The organism is Bartonella machadoae, from assembly GCF_022559585.1.
Classification (GTDB): domain Bacteria; phylum Pseudomonadota; class Alphaproteobacteria; order Rhizobiales; family Rhizobiaceae; genus Bartonella; species Bartonella machadoae.
Map to the genome: position 1 here is coordinate 1454929 of NZ_CP087114.1, position 17092 is coordinate 1472020.

A 17092-nucleotide genomic window follows, 5' to 3' on the forward strand; every position below is an offset into this window, starting at 1 on the left:
AATATCGCCTATAAAACTACAGCAAACTTTTTAAGGACATCTTCAACCGTTAGAGACTCTTTAACATTCGTTTTTCGATTTTTCATTTCAACTTCATTTTGCGCAATGCTTTTAGGTCCAACAATTATTTGTATTGGTAAACCAATTAAATCCATTGTTGCAAATTTGGTTCCAGGACGCTCATCTCTATCATCCAACAATGGGTCAAAACCAGCATGTTTTAATCCCCGATAGAGCGTTTCGCAGGCATGCGTACATTTCTCATCTTCTGGTTTCATATTGATAATACCAAAATCAAATGGTGCTATAGAGCTTGGCCAAATAATACCATTTTCATCATGGGAAGCTTCAATAGCAGCGGCAACAAGACGCGAAGGCCCAATACCATAAGACCCCATAGAGACAATATGTTCTTTTCCATCTTGTCCCATCACTTTTGCTCCCATTGGAGCAGAATATTTCGTGCCAAAGTGAAAAATATGCCCGACTTCAATACCACGCGCCGAAAGACGATTCTGATCAGGAACTTGAGTCCACTCCTTTTCATTATGCATTTCCTCTGTCGCCGCATAAAAAGACGTCCACTGTTTAACAATATCAGCTAAAGAAGTTTTATCGCTAAAATCAATTGAGCTATCTGGAACAGTAAGTTCAAGAAATTGTTTATCACAGAATATTGCACTCTCTCCTGTTTCAGCTAAAATAATAAATTCATGACTGAGTTCTCCACCAATTGGGCCTGTATCAGCACGCATAGGAATTGCTTTTAAGCCAAGACGAGAAAAAGTACGTAAATAAGCAATAAACATACGATTATAAGATGTCTGAGAACCTTCATAATCAAGATCAAAAGAATAAGCATCTTTCATTAAAAACTCTCGTGAACGCATCACGCCAAAACGTGGACGGATTTCATCACGAAATTTCCATTGAATATGATACAAATTCAGCGGAAGATCTTTATAAGAACGAATGTAAGAACGAAAAATATCAGTCACTAATTCTTCGTTTGTCGGACCATAAAGCAAATCACGTTTTTGACGATCTTTAATGCGAAGCATTTCCAAACCATAGTCATCATAACGACCACTTTCACGCCAAAGATCTGCAGATTGAATCGTCGGCATTAATATCTCTATAGCTCCAGCGCGTTCTTGTTCTTCACGAATAATCTTACAAACTTTATCAAGCACTTTTTTACCCAAAGGAAGCCAAGAATAAATCCCTGAAGTTTGTTGTCGAATCATACCTGCACGCAACATCAATCGATGAGAAATAATCTCTGCTTCTTTAGGATTCTCTTTTAAAAGTGGAAGGAAGTATTGAGAAAGACGCATTGCAATAATTAACTCCTAATCAAATCCATCATATTACAACAATTTAAAGTAGATATGTTTATCTATAGCTACATTCTGAATACTTGCAAACATAACGATCATATTTTTAAAATTTATATGCTCCCCTATCGCGCTTAAAGATAAGATAAGCTTATAATTTAATTTTCTCTTTCTTTCTTAAAAAGAAAATAACCTAATACCAAAGCGCTTCATTTTGACTGATGTAAAAAAACTGTACAAATGGGCTTTTTTTGCCAAGCTTCATTGACAGCTGCCCTAACTGCACGTCGTATTGCTTCTCGAATAAGTTCCTTATTTTTTTGTTTAATGCGCGGAATGTTATAAAATGTATTTTCCACAACATTTAAGAGAATATCTTTCAAATTCTCCCCTTTTCCATTATTTTCAGGTAATCCGAAGGTATTTAAACCAATATCACCCAACAGTTCGTGCTTGCTATTCACATGGAGGGAAACAGCAACGTAACCGGCATAACTTAATTTGCGACGTTCGCGGATTCCTAATTCATCTTCATCTCCAATAAGACAACCATCCTTATAGATACGACCAACAGGAACTTGATCAATAATCTCTACAGGTTCTGGTGCAAGGCGTAACATACTCCCATTTCTAATATTCGAAACAATTTCAATTCCAGCTTGGCGCGCTAAAGTTGCCTGAGCAGTAAGATGGGTTGCTTCTCCATGGACAGGAACAACTATCTGTGGTTTTACCCAATCATACATCTGTACAAGTTCTGCGCGACGAGGATGACCTGAAACATGAACAAGAGCATCCTCATTGGTAATAACTTTAACGCCCATATCAATAAAACGATTTTGTATTTCAAGAATAGCTTTTTCGTTTCCTGGTATGCTTCGTGATGAATAAATAACGGTATCACCAGCAGAAAGTGCAATATTTCTCATGCCATTGCGTGATAATTTTGCTAAAGCAGCGCACGGTTCTCCTTGGCTACCCGTCACGATTAAAACGATCTCTTTGCGTGGGATATAACCATAATCATCTTCTGTCACAAATGGAGCTAAACCATCCATATAACCAAGTTCTTGCGCAACCATAAGACTCCGTTTTAACGAGCGTCCAACAACAAGAACCTGACGCCCAACGGATTCAGCAGCAAGAGCAATTGAACGTATTCGACCAACATTAGAGGCAAAAGTAACGATTGCAACCTGCCCCTCTGCTTTCGAAAAAATTTCAGAAAGACTTGTCTGAACTTGTTGTTCTGATGGTGTTATACCATCCCGACACGCATTCGTGGAATCACAAAGCAATGCTAAAACACCTTTATTGCCTAAAGTGCGGAATCTCTTTTCATCTGTTCTAGCGCCAAGAGAAGGTGTAAGATCAATTTTCCAATCGCCAGTGTGGATAACAGTGCCTAAAGACGTTGTAATCGCTAAAGATACCGATTCTGGAATTGAATGGTTAACAGCAATAGCTTCAATGGCAAAGGAACCGACTTGAAAACAATCACCAGCTTGAAAAATGTTGAATGAAATCTCATGAAATCCAAAATCAGATTGCCTTTTACTCTCTAATAATCCTGCCGTAAAAGGAGTACAATAAAGTGGAACTTTAAGTTTTGGCCATAAATCAAGGACAGCACCACAATGATCTTCATGAGCATGTGTCAAAACAAGACCGCGCACATTGTGTTTTTCACTCTCTAGAAAACGAATATCAGGTAAAATAAGATCTGCTCCTGGTAATTCAGGACCAGCAAAACTCACCCCCATATCAACAAGAAGCCATTCACGAAGATTTTCGGGACCAAATCCATAAGCAGCCAGATTCATCCCTATTTCACCGACCCCTCCTAAAGGCAAAAAAACAAATTCACTCTCATTGGTTGCAACCATAAATATCTCCTAAGTTATTAAGATAATCTGATGGTAAAATAAAATTTATTAAACTAATAACGGCCCGCATTAACAGAAGCAGCTAGACCAAAATGGACATCTCCAGCTGTAACAATGGCTTGCTGACCATTTTTTTGTTTTACAAGACAGTTAAACTCACTATCAAGACCATCAAAAATACCTTCGATAACTTTTTCATCATTGAATACCTTGATATGCTGTCCAAGATGGGCAGAATATAAGAGCCATTTTTTGCGGATTATATCAACTCCTTCTAATTGTTTCCAAAGAAGATAGTTTTTAGAAAAACACTCCGCCAAAACTATAAATAATTGTTCTGCTTCAACATCCAAACCAATATTATTTAAACTTGAGGTAGGATACGGTGCATCTTCATAATGATGTTTTACATTGATTCCAATACCAATAACCAATGCATACCGTTGTGATGGTAATTTAAAAATCTCAAGCAAGATTCCAGAGCTTTTCGCTCCTCCTAGCAAAATATCATTCGGCCATTTTAAACGAACAATATTGTTCGCTTGCTTTTCATCCTTTATAAAATGTTTTATTGCTTCTACTACACTCACTCCAGCAACAAAACCAAGTTGAGCAGCAGTTTGATGAACAATATCGTCAATTAACAAAAGACTAGAATAAAGGTTCCCTTTCGGACTAGACCATGTTCGACCTCTTCTCGCTCTTCCTTGTGATTGTTCTTGTGCAACAATCCAGAGACAACCTTGATGACCAGCTTGCGCTTTTCGTTGCGCAACAAGATTTGTTGAATCAACAGTTTTGTATGATTCAACAGTGTAACCTTGTCTTTGTACAAAATCCGATAGAATATAAACCATATCCATTAAAACAATGCAGCCGCTGCTGTTTCTGCTAACTCAGCAAACCAAACTCCAAAAAGCATATAAAACAAAACAAAGAATGCAGAAAGACCGAGACAAAATTGAAGCTCATTGGACAACACAATAAAACGTGCCTTTGCTTCATCAAACCACATAATTTTAATAAGTCGCAAATAGTAAAAAGCCCCCACAACAGACGCTATCATGCCAACGACAGCAAGTGGAGTAAGTCCAGCATGAACAGCAGCAGAAAATGTATACCATTTCCCAAAAAAACCAGCCATGGGCGGTATACTTGCTAAAGAAAAAAGCTGTATTGTCATCACAACAGCCATAAATGGATGAGTCTTTATTAATCCTGAAAGATCATCAATATTTTCAACATTTCCACCACTCGAGCGCATTCCAAGAATAAAAGCAAATGAACCAATTGTCATACCTAAATAAATAGTCATATAAAGAATAACACTTTTTATCCCAAGTATATCTCCAGCAGCTAAACCAACAAGCGCATATCCCATATGACTGATTGATGAATAAGCCATTAAACGCTTAATATTGCTCTGTCCAATTGCAGCGAATGCACCAAGTATCATCGATGTAATTGCCATAAAAATCAAGATTTGCTGCCATGCAGGCATAGAACCATCAGAACTACCTAGTGGCATAAAGGCTGTAACAATAACACGAATAATCAGTGCCATTGCAGCAATTTTAGGAGCACCAGCAAAAAACGCTGTAATAGGTGTTGGTGCTCCTTCATAAACATCAGGTGTCCACATATGAAATGGAACGGCAGAAATTTTGAAAGCCAAACCAGCTAAAATAAAAACAATTCCGAAAATAACTCCCAATTGTAAGTTTTCATCTTTTAAAGCAACAGCAATTTCACGAAAACCAATTTGTCCTGTAAAACCATAAAGTAAAGAAATACCATACAGCAGTAATCCTGAAGACAATGCCCCTAAAACAAAATATTTTATCCCAGCTTCAGAAGATTTTACATTATCACGATTGATGGCAGCTAAGATATATAAAGCTAGGGATTGTAATTCTAACCCCATATAAAGTGAGAGCATATTACCAGCTGAAATCATCAGCATCATACCAAGAGTTGCTAAAAGAATGAGTATTGGAAATTCAAATACATCGAACTTTTGAGAACGCGTAAAACCAACAGACATAATCAGAGCAAAAAGTGCCCCAATGAGCGTTAAAACTTTCATATAACGACCAAAAGAGTCAATAATGAGCGCATTGGTCTGAAATACACCACTTTTGGGAAAAACAATGATAATAACAATGGTTGCAATAAGAAGAGCAATAGAAAGGCCTGTTAAAGTTAAAAAGGAACGCGTTTTGGAATAAACGCCAATCAAAAGAAACGCTATCCCCCCTAATGCCATTAAAATCTCTGGAAGAATTAAGACCAATTGCGTTATTATTTCAGTTTGCATGAGCATTCTTCCCTTATCTAATGCAGTTTATTGATGAGGGCTTCTACGGAAAACGCCGTTGCTTTAAGAATAGGCGTTGGATAGATACCAAAAAATATTGTCAGAATAACCATCGGATAAAGAATAAATTTCTCTCTTGTAGAAAGATCAATAAGGACTTTTAAGTTCTCCTTATCCAAGGAACCAAAAACCACACGCCGGTAAAGATAAAGTGCATAGGCAGCGGACAAAATAACACCCGTCGTCGCAAAAACAACAATCAATTTGTTGACTTGAAAAACACCTATTAAGGTTAAAAATTCACCTAAAAATCCTGAGCTTCCAGGCAGACCAACATTTGCCATAGTAAAAATTAAGAAAACAACAGCATATTTAGGCATATTATTAACGAGACCACCAAACGCTGAAATTTCGCGGGTATGAAGACGATCATAAATAACCCCGACACAAAAAAATAAAGCCGCTGAAACAATTCCATGCGATAGCATCTGATAAATAGCACCTTGGATACCCTGTTCATTCGCAGCAAAAATACCCATCGTCACATATCCCATATGTGCTATTGAGGAATAGGCAATAAGTTTTTTTATGTCATTTTGAACAAGTGCAACCAGTGACGTATAAATGATAGCGATAAGCGATAGGGTAAAAACCAAAGGAGCAAGTTCAGCCGAAGCAATAGGAAACATTGGTAAAGAAAAACGAAGAAAACCATACCCACCTAATTTGAGTAAAACACCAGCTAAAATAACTGAACCAGCAGTAGGTGCTTCTACGTGAGCATCAGGCAACCATGTGTGAACAGGCCACATGGGCATTTTAACCGCAAAAGAAGCAAAGAAGGCAAGCCATAACCAAATTTGCATATGCACAGGGAATTGGTAATTTAATAAAGTCGGTATATCAAGTGTTCCAGCTTGCCAATACATAGCCATAAGAGCAACCAGCATCAGCACTGAACCAAGTAAAGTGTAAAGGAAAAACTTTATACTCGCATAAACACGTCGTGGGCCTCCCCAAACACCTATAATAATAAACATGGGGATGAGGCTGCCTTCAAAAAAGACATAAAACAACATTGCATCAAGAGCACAAAAAACCCCAATAATTGCAACTTCAAGAAGAAGAAAAGCAATCATATAGGCTTTTAATCTATCTTTAACATTTTCCCAACTTGCTAAAATACAGAAAGGCAAAAGGAAAGCCGAAAGAACCACAAAGAGGATAGAAATACCATCAACTCCCATATGATAACTGATCCCTCCCCCTAACCAATTGGCTTTCTCAACCATTTGAAAATGGGCATCTGTATGATCAAAACCAGCCCAAACAATTAAGGAAAGAATAAAAACAAACACAGTCGTAAAAAACGCTACATTGCGTATATTCTGTCGGGCTACCTCACTATCATCTTTGATAAATAAAATGAGAAGGACACCAACAAGCGGTAAAAATGTAACTGTAGAAAGAATAGGCCAATCGATCATCAATTTACGCCCCCGATCATCATCCATGTGATCAACATTGCAATACCTATAAGCATCGCAAATGCATAGTGATAAAGATAGCCTGTCTGCATCCGAACCACTCTATTGGTAATATCAACAACACGTGCTGCAATACCATTCGGACCTAGACCATCAATAATTTTTCCATCTCCCACCTTCCAAAGAAAGGAACCAATTCTGAAAGCAGGACGCACAAATAGAACGTTATAGAGTTGATCAAAATACCATTTTTGGTAAAGAAAGTTATACATCCTTGGCATAACACCAGCCAATTTCTTAGGAAGAGAAGGGAAAACAATATAAAACAAATAGGCTAACATAAATCCGAAAATCATCGCTATAAAAGGTGACCATTTAACCCAATTTAACACATTGTGCGCATCGTGAAGGATGTGATTATGTTTGCTTGTAAAGAGTGCTCCCTTCCAAAAAGCATCATACAAATCACCAAAAAAGTAAGGCTGGAAAACGACACCAGCAAATATTGCTCCAATAGATAAAATAAAGAGTGGAATCAACATAACGGGAGGGGATTCATGAACATGATGCATAACATCAACGGTTGCTCGTGGTTTACCGTGAAATGTCATAAAGATAAGACGCCATGAATAAAAGCTTGTTAATAAAGCAGCAAACACAAGAAGAAAGAAAGCATATCCTGAAGCGATATTATGTGAGGCAAACGCAGATTCTATAATGGCATCCTTGGAAAAAAAACCTGCAGTCCCAAAAACTGTTCCTGGAATTCCCACACCCGTCAATGCAAGAGTTCCGATCATCATCATCCAGTAAGTTGCTTTGATATGCTTGTATAACCCGCCCATTTTTCGCATATCTTGTTCATCAGATACAGCATGAATGACAGAGCCCGCGCCAAGAAATAATAAAGCTTTAAAAAAAGCATGCGTAAAAAGATGAAAAACAGCCGCCCCATAAGCTCCAACGCCTAATGCAACAAACATATAACCAAGTTGTGAACATGTAGAATAGGCAATCACACGTTTAATATCATTTTGCACCAGTCCTACAGTTGCCGCAAAAAATGCAGTCGTTGCCCCAATAATAATAATGACTGTCAGAGCAATAGAAGAGAGTTCAAAAATTGGCGACATCCGCGCAACCATAAAGACACCGGCCGTTACCATCGTTGCCGCATGAATAAGTGCTGATACAGGCGTTGGTCCCTCCATGGCATCAGGGAGCCATGTATGTAAAAGAAATTGCGCTGATTTTCCCATCGCACCAATAAACAACAGAAGACATGTGACAGTAATTGCCATTTGTCCATCAAGCTGCCAACCTAAAAATGTTACATTTTGTATGAAGCTTTTGTCTGCCGCTTTTGCAAAAATAGAGGAAAAATTCACTGATTGAAACAAAATAAAAATGCTAAAAATTCCTAAAAGAAAACCAAAGTCCCCAACACGGTTAACGACAAAAGCTTTCATTGCAGCTTTATTGGCTGAATCTCGCTGAAACCAAAAACCAATGAGTAAATAAGAAGCAAGTCCGACACCTTCCCATCCAAAAAACATCTGAATCAAATTATTAGATGTCACCAACATCAACATCATAAATGTAAAGAGGGAAAGATAAGAAAAAAAACGAGATCTTGAAGGATCATGATGCATATAGCCAATTGAATAAATATGGACCACTGCCGAAACACTATTTACAACAACAAGCATGACAGCTGTCAATGTATCAATATGTAAAGCCCAATTAAAGGATAAATCACCAACAGTAAGCCAATGTAATACGAATATATCAACCACTGGAACATGGGTAAGTGCAACATTAAAAAAGGCTATCCATGATAATATGGCAACAATCACCATAAAGCTACATGTTACCAATTCACTAGCGCGGTCTCCTATAGTTTTCCCTCCTATAGAAGCAATTAAAAAACCCAAAAGCGGAAGAAAGACAATCGTATAATACATTGCTGGTTAGCCTTTCATTACATTAACATCTTCAACCGCAATAGAACCACGATTACGGAAAAAAACGACAAGAATTGCTAGACCAATTGCGGCTTCAGCAGCTGCTATCGTTAAGACAAATAAAGCGAATATCTGCCCAACAAGATCATGAAGAAATGCCGAAAACGCAACAAAATTGAGATTAACTGAAAGCAAGATAAGCTCAATAGACATTAAGATGATAATGACATTCTTTCTATTAAGAAAAATGCCTGCAATACCAATTGTAAACAGCAAAGCAGAAACAATAAGATAATGCGTAATATCAATATGCATAACTCCCCCCTTAAATGCCTTTGCCTGATTCAACGTGCTTGATTTCAATTGCATTTTCTACTGTTCGAGAAACTTGCACCGCAATAGATTGCCGCTTTACGCCTGACTTATGACGAAGTGTTAAAACGATTGCACCAATCATTGCAATCAATAAAATTATTCCAGCAATTTGAAAATAAAAAACATAATCTGTATAAAGAATATCGCCTAGAGCCTGCGTATTTGTTCGCTGCAATAAATCCGGCATTGGTTGCGTGACATGCGGTCGAAAAACGGTCGAAAAACTGCCACGAACAAACACCAAGATCAGTTCTAAAGCAAGGATGCTTCCAACAAAAGCTCCAATAGGAGCATAACGAAGCGCACCGTTTTTAAACTCTGCAAAATCAACATCCAGCATCATAACCACAAACAAAAACAAAACTGCTACAGCACCAACATAAACAACAAGTAGAATAAGCCCCAAAAATTCTGCTCCTGCAAGCAAAAACAAAGCTGCAGCATTAAAAAATGCTAATATTAAAAACAAAACGGAATGCACAGGATTACGAGCTGTAATAACAACAACTGCACTTACAAGCATAATAAAAGCAAATAAATAGAAAAATGCCGCCGCTAGATCCGTTAGCATAGGCTTCTCCTTAATCAATTAAACAATTGGTATAAAATTTCATACCAGATTAAACATTATCGGAAAAATTATCCGACACCTCATGCAAGGATACACTTAACGATAAGGTGCATCCATCAATATATTACGAGCAATTTCTCGCTCCCAACGATCTCCATTCATTAAAAGTTTTTCTTTATCATAATAAAGTTCTTCACGTGTTTCTGTTGCAAACTCAAAATTTGGTCCTTCTACAATAGCTTCAACAGGACAAGCTTCTTGACAAAAACCACAGTAAATACACTTAACCATATCTATATCATAACGAACAGTTCTACGTGTACCATCATTACGCCGCGGCCCTGCTTCAATTGTAATAGCTTGTGCAGGACAAATTGCTTCACACAATTTACAGGCTATACACCGCTCTTCACCATTTGGATAACGACGCAATGCATGTTCTCCGCGAAAACGCTCAGAAACAAAACCCTTCTCATAAGGATAATTAATCGTAGGCTTTGGTGCAAAAAATTGACGCATAGCTAAAAAAAACGCACTCACAAATTCCAATAAAAGGAGTGACTTTGCCGCCTGAAAAAGACCTGACATTATAAAACTCCTCTTAAGAAAAACCAGTATACTTTAAAAACGCAGCGGTTATCACAACCATTGCCAATGAAAGTGGAAGAAAAACTTTCCAACCAAGCCGCATAAGTTGATCATAGCGATAACGTGGAACGAAAGCTTTAACCATAGCAAACCAAAAAAATACAAAGCAAACTTTTAAAACAAACCAAATAACACCAGGGATCCAATTGAGCCACCAAACATCTAAAGGAGGCAGCCAACCACCTAAAAATAAAAGAGTTGTTAAAGCACACATTAAAACAATAGCAACATACTCACCAAGGAAGAAAAGCATGTAAGGCGTTGAAGAATACTCAACCATATGACCAGCAACAAGCTCAGATTCCGCTTCTACTAGATCAAAGGGAGGACGATTTGTCTCTGCAAGCGCAGAAATAAAGAATATAATAAACATTGGAAAAAGAACGAGCCAATTCCAATCAAGAAAACTGTTAAAAGGAAGACCAAGTGTTGTTCCAAGTCCATAACTTTGTTTCTGTACAATTGTTGTAAGATCCAATGAACCACTTACTAAAATGACAGTTACAAGGACAAATCCAATGGAAACCTCATAAGAAACCATTTGTGCTGCTGAACGAAGAGCTCCTAAGAAAGGATATTTTGAGTTCGATGCCCATCCTCCCATAATAACGCCATAAACTTCAAGAGATGAAATGGCTAAGATATAAAGCAAACCAACATTAATTTTTGCAACTTCCCATCCTTCATGAACTGGAATAACAGCCCACGTTGATAAAGCAAGCGTAGCAGAAATAAAAGGTGCTAAGAGAAAAACACCTTTATTAGCACCAGCAGGGATAATAGGCTCTTTAACAACAAATTTAATTAAGTCTGCAAAAGACTGTAACAGTCCCCATGGACCAACAACGTTCGGACCACGCCGCAATTGTACTGCTGCCCAAATCTTTCTATCTGCGTAAAGAAGATACGCAACTAAAACAAGAAGAACAACCAAAAGGAGCAGTGTTTTTCCAACTATAATGAGTAATGGCAATAACCAAGTCATAAAGAAATCATACATCATTTTTCTTTCCCTCTGCCCTTACTCTACAGTTTATATAGCACGATTCTGTGCAAGAGATGAACATTCAGCCATAACTGCAGAAGCACGTGCTATTGGGTTTGTTAAATAAAAGTCCTTAACCATAGAAGTAAATGTTTGCTTTTCAAGAGCAACCATTTGTGAACCAAGTGCTTTAAGATCATCTATACAAGAAGGTACTATATCATCAATAGCACAAAGATGCGGATAATCATTAAATAAGTTCTGTCTTAATTGAGAAAGCGAATCAAAAGGAAGCTTTTTTCCTAAAATATCTGATAAAGCACGCAAGATAGCCCAATCTTCTTTTGCTTCACCTGGTGCAAAACCAGCGCGATTTGTCATTTGAACACGTCCTTCTGTATTCACATAAAGCCCTGATTTTTCAGTATAAGCCGATGCTGGCAAAATAACATCCGCAGCATGTGCTCCATTATCACCATGGCTGCCAATATAAATTGTAAAAGCTTTAGTATTGGCGAATTCTATTTCATCAGCACCAAGTAAAAATAAAACTTCACAAGTTTTAAGAATATTAGCAACCCCAAGCTCAGAAATAAAACCAATGTCTAACCCCCCAACTGTTGATGCTGCAGTATGAAGAATACCAAACCCATTCCATTCCTCACTAAGGGCTCCAACACTATCAGCTAATTTTGCCAGATTTTTTAAAACAGCTAATCCTTCTTTCCCTGAAACAGCGCCTTCCCCAATAAGGATAAGCGGTCTCTTCGCTTCTTTTAAGACATTTAAAAATGGATCTTCTTCACGAATAAGCGCACTCAATGCTTCAGTCCCAACTCCAAGATAAGAATAAGGATAACGTAAATCGACTTTCTCACCAATTAATGCGATGGGAAATTGTCCCATTCGTTGACGCTTTAAAATACGTGCATTTAAAACAGCAGCCTCATGACGCGGGTTAGAGCCTACGATAAGCAATGCATCAGCCTGTTCAATCCCTGCAATGGTTGGATTAAAAATATAACTCGAACGCCCTAATTCAGACGATAAAGCCATTCCTCGTTGACGACAATCAAAAATCTTTGATCCTAGTGAAATCAGTAATTTTTTAAGCGCATACATTTCTTCAATAGATGCAAGATCTCCTGCAATTGCTCCGATTTTTTCTGGCAAAGTTTTGGAAACCACCATTTTAATCTTTTCAAAAGCCTCTGTCCAACTTACAGGCTGAAATTTTCCATCTTTACGTACATAGGGTCTATCAAGCCTCTGAGTGCGTAATCCATCCCAAATAAAGCGCGTCTTATCAGAAATCCATTCCTCATTTACATCTTCATTTGTACGCGGCATAATTCGCATAACTTCACGACCGCGACTATCAATGCGGATCGCGCTGCCAAGTGCATCCATGACATCAATCGATTCCGTTTTAACCAATTCCCAAGGACGAGCATGAAATGCATAAGGTTTTGAGGTTAAAGCTCCTACTGGACAAAGATCAATAACATTTCCTTGCAACTCAGATGTCATTGCTTTTTCAAGATATGTGGTAATTTCAGCATCTTCACCACGACCTATCAAACCAAGTTCAGAAATACCCGCAACTTCTGTTGTAAAACGAACACAACGCGTGCAATGAATGCATCGTGTCATAATAGTTTTTACAAGTGGACCAATATATTTATCTTCTACAGCACGCTTGTTTTCTGTATATCGAGAACAATCACGCCCATAGAACATGGCTTGATCTTGAAGATCGCATTCTCCTCCTTGATCACAAACAGGACAATCCAAAGGGTGATTGATGAGTAGGAACTCCATCACACCCTCACGTGCTTTTCTTACCATTTCTGTATTGGTAAAAATTTCTGGCGCTTCACCATTTGGTCCCAATCGTAAATCGCGAACTCCCATAGCACAAGAAGCCTGCGGTTTTGGAGGTCCGTCTTTAACCTCAACCAAACACATACGACAATTTCCAGCAATTGATAAAGATTCATGAAAACAAAAACGCGGTATTTCAGCACCAGCAGCCTCAGCAGCTTGAAGCAGCGTATAATAATCAGGAACTTCAATTTCTTTACCATCAACTTTGATATTTACCATCACTCATCCAGCCTATGGATAATCCACTTAAAACTTGCATTTCATTGCTCTTAAAACAAAATCCTCTATCCAACTGCTTCCAAAGCAATATTTTTTCTTTGCACCACATTTCGCGTATAATCATCAATTCTACGCTCGATTTCTGGACGAAAATTGCGTATCAATCCTTGTATAGGCCATGCTGCGGCATCTCCAAGTGCGCAAATAGTGTGCCCTTCAACCTGTTTAGACACTTCAAACAAAAGATCAATCTCACGTTTTTGCGCCCTTCCTTCAACCATACGCCCTAAAAGGCGCATCATCCACCCCGTACCTTCACGGCATGGCGTACACTGACCACAACTCTCATGCTTGAAAAAAGCAGCTATCCGCCAAATTGCCTTGATAATATCGGTTGATTTATCCATAACAATCATTCCACCTGTGCCAAAAGAAGATCCTACTTCTCGCATCCCATCAAAATCCATGATTGCATCGATCATATCTTCACCACGAACAACTGGACAAGAAGCTCCCCCTGGAATAACGGCTAAAAGGTTATTCCATCCTCCACGAATACCACCCGTATGCTTTTCAATTAATTCACGGAATGAAACACCAAGAGCATCTTCAAATGTACAAGGTGCATTTACGTGCCCAGAAACCATAAACAATTTTGTTCCAACATTATTGGCACGCCCAATCGATGCAAACCACGAAGCACCACGCCGTAAAATTGTTGGAACAACGGCAATAGACTCCACATTATTCACTGTTGTTGGACAACCATAAACACCCATATTGGCAGGGAATGGTGGCTTAAGCCGAGGTTGCCCTTTTTTCCCCTCAAGACTTTCAAGAAGAGCTGTTTCTTCGCCACAAATATAGGCACCTGCACCATGATGAATAATGATATCGCAAGCATGACCATATTTTGTTTTTTTGCCAAGTAAGCCCGCATCATAACACTCATCAACGGCAGCTTGAAGTGCTTCACGCTCACGAATATATTCACCGCGAATATAAATAAAAGCAACATTTGCCCCCATAGCAAAAGTAGCAATTGCACATCCTTCAATTAAAGTATGGGGATCATGCCGCAAAATATCGCGATCTTTACATGTTCCAGGCTCTGATTCATCGGCATTGACAACCAAATAATGGGGACGACCATCACTTTGTTTTGGCATAAAAGACCACTTCATTCCAGTAGGAAAACCAGCACCTCCACGCCCACGTAAACCCGATGCCTTCATCTCATCAATGATCCAATCACGGCCTTTTTCAATAATTGCCTTGGTGCCATCCCAATGCCCACGAGAGATTGCAGCTTTTAATGATTTGTCCTTCAAACCATAAATATTGGTGAAAATGCGGTCTTTATCAGCCAGCATCCCTCCCCCTTTTTCTCTTGCTCCTAGCATTCTTAGTTTTTCCTCAAATGCAATTATTAGACATCTTTTTAAAAATTTTTACTTTTGATTAAATATTGCCACAATGGATAAAATAATAAAATATCTTTCAAAAAATACTTATTATTCGTCCATTCCATTCTTACCCTTTTTCTTTGAAGACTTAAACGACTTCTTTTCTTCTTCATCAATGAGAGATGTTAAACCATTAATCGGCTCAGATGATTTACGACTATTTTGTGGTCCAACCGCTATCTCAGCGCCTTTACCCGCCGCAAATGCATCAATAATTTCTTCAAGACGCTCAGCGGTAAGATCTTCATAAGTATCCTTAAAAATCATAATCATGGGAGCATTTACACAAGCGCCAAGACACTCCACCTCTTCCCATGATAATGTTCCATCTTGATTGGTAATAAAAGGTTCATGATGAATTTTTTTCTGACAAACTTTAATTAATTCACCAGATCCACGTAACATACAAGGTGTTGTACCACAAACTTGAATATGCGCTTTTGTTCCAACGGGTTGAAGCTGAAATTGAGTATAAAAAGTGGCCACTTCTAGAACACGAATATAAGCCATAGAAAGAAGCTCAGCGACATGCTCAATCGCAGCACGTGTGACCCACCCATCTTGTTCTTGTGCACGCATTAATAATGGAATGACAGCAGATTGCTCACGCCCGATAGGATATTTTTCTATCGTTTTCTTCACCCATATCTGATTTTCAGTTGTAAAAGAAAACTCTGCGGGTTGGTAAACATCATCTGCAAGACGGCGTACAGACATTAGCGATCAACCTCCCCAAAAACAATATCAATCGAGCCTAAAATAGCTGTAGCATCTGCCAACATATGACCTCTTGTTAAAAAATCCATAGCTTGAAGATGTGCAAAGCCCGGAGCGCGCAACTTAACACGATAAGGCTTATTGGTTCCATCAGAAACAAGATAAACCCCAAACTCTCCCTTCGGAGCCTCTACAGCAACATATACCTCACCAGGAGGTGTATGGAAACCTTCCGTATAAAGTTTGAAGTGATGAATGAGCGCTTCCATCGAACTTTTCATTTCAGACCGTTTTGGAGGAACGATTTTACGATCTAAACTCGAAACTGGTCCATTTTTTTCGCTACCCAGTAAACGATCCACACATTGGCGCATAATTTTTGCTGATTGACGCATCTCTTCCATACGAATCAGATAACGATCATAACAATCGCTGTTTTTACCTACAGGAACATCAAACTCCATTTCATCATAACATTCATAAGGTTGGCTTTTACGCAAATCCCATGGCACACCAGCCCCACGAATCATGACTCCAGAAAAGCCACGTGCCCAAGCTTCATCAATACTTACAACGCCAATATCTACATTACGCTGCTTAAAAATCCGATTTGGCGTTACAAGTGCATCAAGTTTTCCAAGAGCAATGAGAAATGGATCAATAAAATTACCAATATCCTCAATTAAAGATTCTGGTAAGTCTTGATGTACACCACCAGGACGAAAATAATTTGCATGAAGACGTGCTCCACACGCACGCTCATAAAAAATCATTAATCTTTCACGTTGCTCGAACCCCCAAAGTGGTGGTGTTAAAGCACCAACATCCATTGCCTGCGTTGTTACATTAAGCAGATGATTCAGAATGCGCCCAATTTCAGAAAATAAAACTCGGATTAACTGCCCGCGTTTGGGAACTTCAACCCCCAATAACTTCTCAACAGCAAGCACAAAAGCATGCTCCTGATTCATAGGAGCAACATAATCTAAACGATCTAAATAAGGACCAGCTTGAAGATAAGTCTTGGTCTCCATTAATTTTTCAGTGCCACGATGCAACAATCCAATATGTGGATCTACACGCTCAACAACTTCACCGTCCAATTCCAGAACCATGCGCAAAACCCCATGCGCTGCAGGATGCTGCGGCCCAAAATTGATATTAAAGTTCCGAACATTGACCTCAGCCACAATCAACCCCTTACTTTTTTAACTTCATATCAAATTTTAACAA

At 38.6% G+C, this 17092-nt stretch carries 14 protein-coding genes; all 14 read right to left on the minus strand.

Translation table 11 applies throughout. The annotated features are described in order from the left end of the window. Positions 1–8: 8 nt before the first annotated feature. The 14 genes from proS to LNM86_RS07175 all read right to left on the minus strand — a co-directional run bounded on the left by proS (position 9) and on the right by LNM86_RS07175 (position 17049). Positions 9–1337, minus strand: a complete 1329-nt coding sequence (gene proS / locus LNM86_RS07110) for a proline--tRNA ligase (RefSeq protein ID WP_241437110.1) — start codon at positions 1335–1337, stop codon at positions 9–11. Between the two features lie 209 nt (positions 1338–1546). Continuing rightward, positions 1547–3223, minus strand: coding sequence for a ribonuclease J (locus tag LNM86_RS07115; RefSeq protein WP_241437111.1), 1677 nt, complete (start codon positions 3221–3223; stop codon positions 1547–1549). A gap of 53 nt (positions 3224–3276) precedes the next feature. Beyond that, complete coding sequence (locus LNM86_RS07120; RefSeq protein ID WP_241437112.1) at positions 3277–4086, minus strand: biotin--[acetyl-CoA-carboxylase] ligase; 810 nt, start codon at positions 4084–4086, stop codon at positions 3277–3279. Then, on the minus strand, positions 4086–5540 hold the full coding sequence (nuoN, locus tag LNM86_RS07125; protein WP_241437113.1) for an NADH-quinone oxidoreductase subunit NuoN: 1455 nt from the start codon (positions 5538–5540) through the stop codon (positions 4086–4088). The genes LNM86_RS07120 and nuoN overlap by 1 nt, the downstream gene beginning before the upstream one ends. Positions 5541–5557: 17 nt before the next feature. Further along, the gene (locus tag LNM86_RS07130) at positions 5558–7027 is read right to left on the minus strand and encodes an NADH-quinone oxidoreductase subunit M (RefSeq protein WP_241438951.1); all 1470 of its coding nucleotides are present in this window, start codon (positions 7025–7027) and stop codon (positions 5558–5560) included. Next, entirely contained in the window at positions 7027–8991 is a 1965-nt protein-coding gene (gene nuoL / locus LNM86_RS07135; protein WP_241437114.1) for an NADH-quinone oxidoreductase subunit L, read from the minus strand. Before nuoL ends, LNM86_RS07130 begins: the two co-directional genes overlap by 1 nt. 6 nt (positions 8992–8997) lie before the next feature. Next, complete coding sequence (nuoK, locus tag LNM86_RS07140; protein WP_241437115.1) at positions 8998–9306, minus strand: NADH-quinone oxidoreductase subunit NuoK; 309 nt, start codon at positions 9304–9306, stop codon at positions 8998–9000. Between the two features lie 10 nt (positions 9307–9316). Continuing rightward, positions 9317–9937 carry an NADH-quinone oxidoreductase subunit J gene (locus LNM86_RS07145; RefSeq protein WP_241437116.1) on the minus strand — a complete coding sequence of 207 codons (621 nt, stop codon included), beginning with the start codon at positions 9935–9937 and terminating at the stop codon, positions 9317–9319. A 96-nt stretch (positions 9938–10033) separates the two neighbouring features. Further along, a complete protein-coding gene (gene nuoI, locus LNM86_RS07150; RefSeq protein WP_241437117.1) occupies positions 10034–10525 on the minus strand; it encodes an NADH-quinone oxidoreductase subunit NuoI in 492 nt (163 codons plus the stop codon). A 13-nt stretch (positions 10526–10538) separates the two neighbouring features. Then, positions 10539–11585 carry an NADH-quinone oxidoreductase subunit NuoH gene (gene nuoH, locus LNM86_RS07155; protein WP_241438952.1) on the minus strand — a complete coding sequence of 349 codons (1047 nt, stop codon included), beginning with the start codon at positions 11583–11585 and terminating at the stop codon, positions 10539–10541. A 33-nt stretch (positions 11586–11618) separates the two neighbouring features. Next, positions 11619–13676 (minus strand): NADH-quinone oxidoreductase subunit NuoG, encoded by a 2058-nt coding sequence (nuoG, locus tag LNM86_RS07160; protein ID WP_241438953.1) that lies wholly within the window; start codon positions 13674–13676, stop codon positions 11619–11621. Positions 13677–13741: 65 nt separating this feature from the next. After that, complete coding sequence (gene nuoF, locus LNM86_RS07165) at positions 13742–15049, minus strand: NADH-quinone oxidoreductase subunit NuoF (protein WP_241437118.1); 1308 nt, start codon at positions 15047–15049, stop codon at positions 13742–13744. Between the two features lie 141 nt (positions 15050–15190). After that, on the minus strand, positions 15191–15859 hold the full coding sequence (nuoE, locus tag LNM86_RS07170) for an NADH-quinone oxidoreductase subunit NuoE (protein ID WP_241437119.1): 669 nt from the start codon (positions 15857–15859) through the stop codon (positions 15191–15193). Next, positions 15859–17049 carry an NADH-quinone oxidoreductase subunit D gene (locus LNM86_RS07175; RefSeq protein WP_241437120.1) on the minus strand — a complete coding sequence of 397 codons (1191 nt, stop codon included), beginning with the start codon at positions 17047–17049 and terminating at the stop codon, positions 15859–15861. Before LNM86_RS07175 ends, nuoE begins: the two co-directional genes overlap by 1 nt. Positions 17050–17092 lie beyond the last annotated feature (43 nt).

Coding starts and splice junctions, on each gene's coding strand:
- LNM86_RS07120 (WP_241437112.1), bottom strand. CDS start 4,086: ATGGATATGGTTTATATTCTATCGGATTTTGTACAAAGACAAGGTTAC.
- LNM86_RS07130 (WP_241438951.1), bottom strand. CDS start 7,027: ATGATCGATTGGCCTATTCTTTCTACAGTTACATTTTTACCGCTTGTT.
- nuoN (WP_241437113.1), bottom strand. CDS start 5,540: ATGCAAACTGAAATAATAACGCAATTGGTCTTAATTCTTCCAGAGATT.
- LNM86_RS07145 (WP_241437116.1), bottom strand. CDS start 9,937: ATGCTAACGGATCTAGCGGCGGCATTTTTCTATTTATTTGCTTTTATT.
- nuoG (WP_241438953.1), bottom strand. CDS start 13,676: ATGGTAAATATCAAAGTTGATGGTAAAGAAATTGAAGTTCCTGATTAT.
- nuoK (WP_241437115.1), bottom strand. CDS start 9,306: ATGCATATTGATATTACGCATTATCTTATTGTTTCTGCTTTGCTGTTT.
- nuoL (WP_241437114.1), bottom strand. CDS start 8,991: ATGTATTATACGATTGTCTTTCTTCCGCTTTTGGGTTTTTTAATTGCT.
- nuoI (WP_241437117.1), bottom strand. CDS start 10,525: ATGTCAGGTCTTTTTCAGGCGGCAAAGTCACTCCTTTTATTGGAATTT.
- LNM86_RS07115 (WP_241437111.1), bottom strand. CDS start 3,223: ATGGTTGCAACCAATGAGAGTGAATTTGTTTTTTTGCCTTTAGGAGGG.
- nuoF (WP_241437118.1), bottom strand. CDS start 15,049: ATGCTGGCTGATAAAGACCGCATTTTCACCAATATTTATGGTTTGAAG.
- nuoH (WP_241438952.1), bottom strand. CDS start 11,585: ATGTATGATTTCTTTATGACTTGGTTATTGCCATTACTCATTATAGTT.
- nuoE (WP_241437119.1), bottom strand. CDS start 15,859: ATGTCTGTACGCCGTCTTGCAGATGATGTTTACCAACCCGCAGAGTTT.
- proS (WP_241437110.1), bottom strand. CDS start 1,337: ATGCGTCTTTCTCAATACTTCCTTCCACTTTTAAAAGAGAATCCTAAA.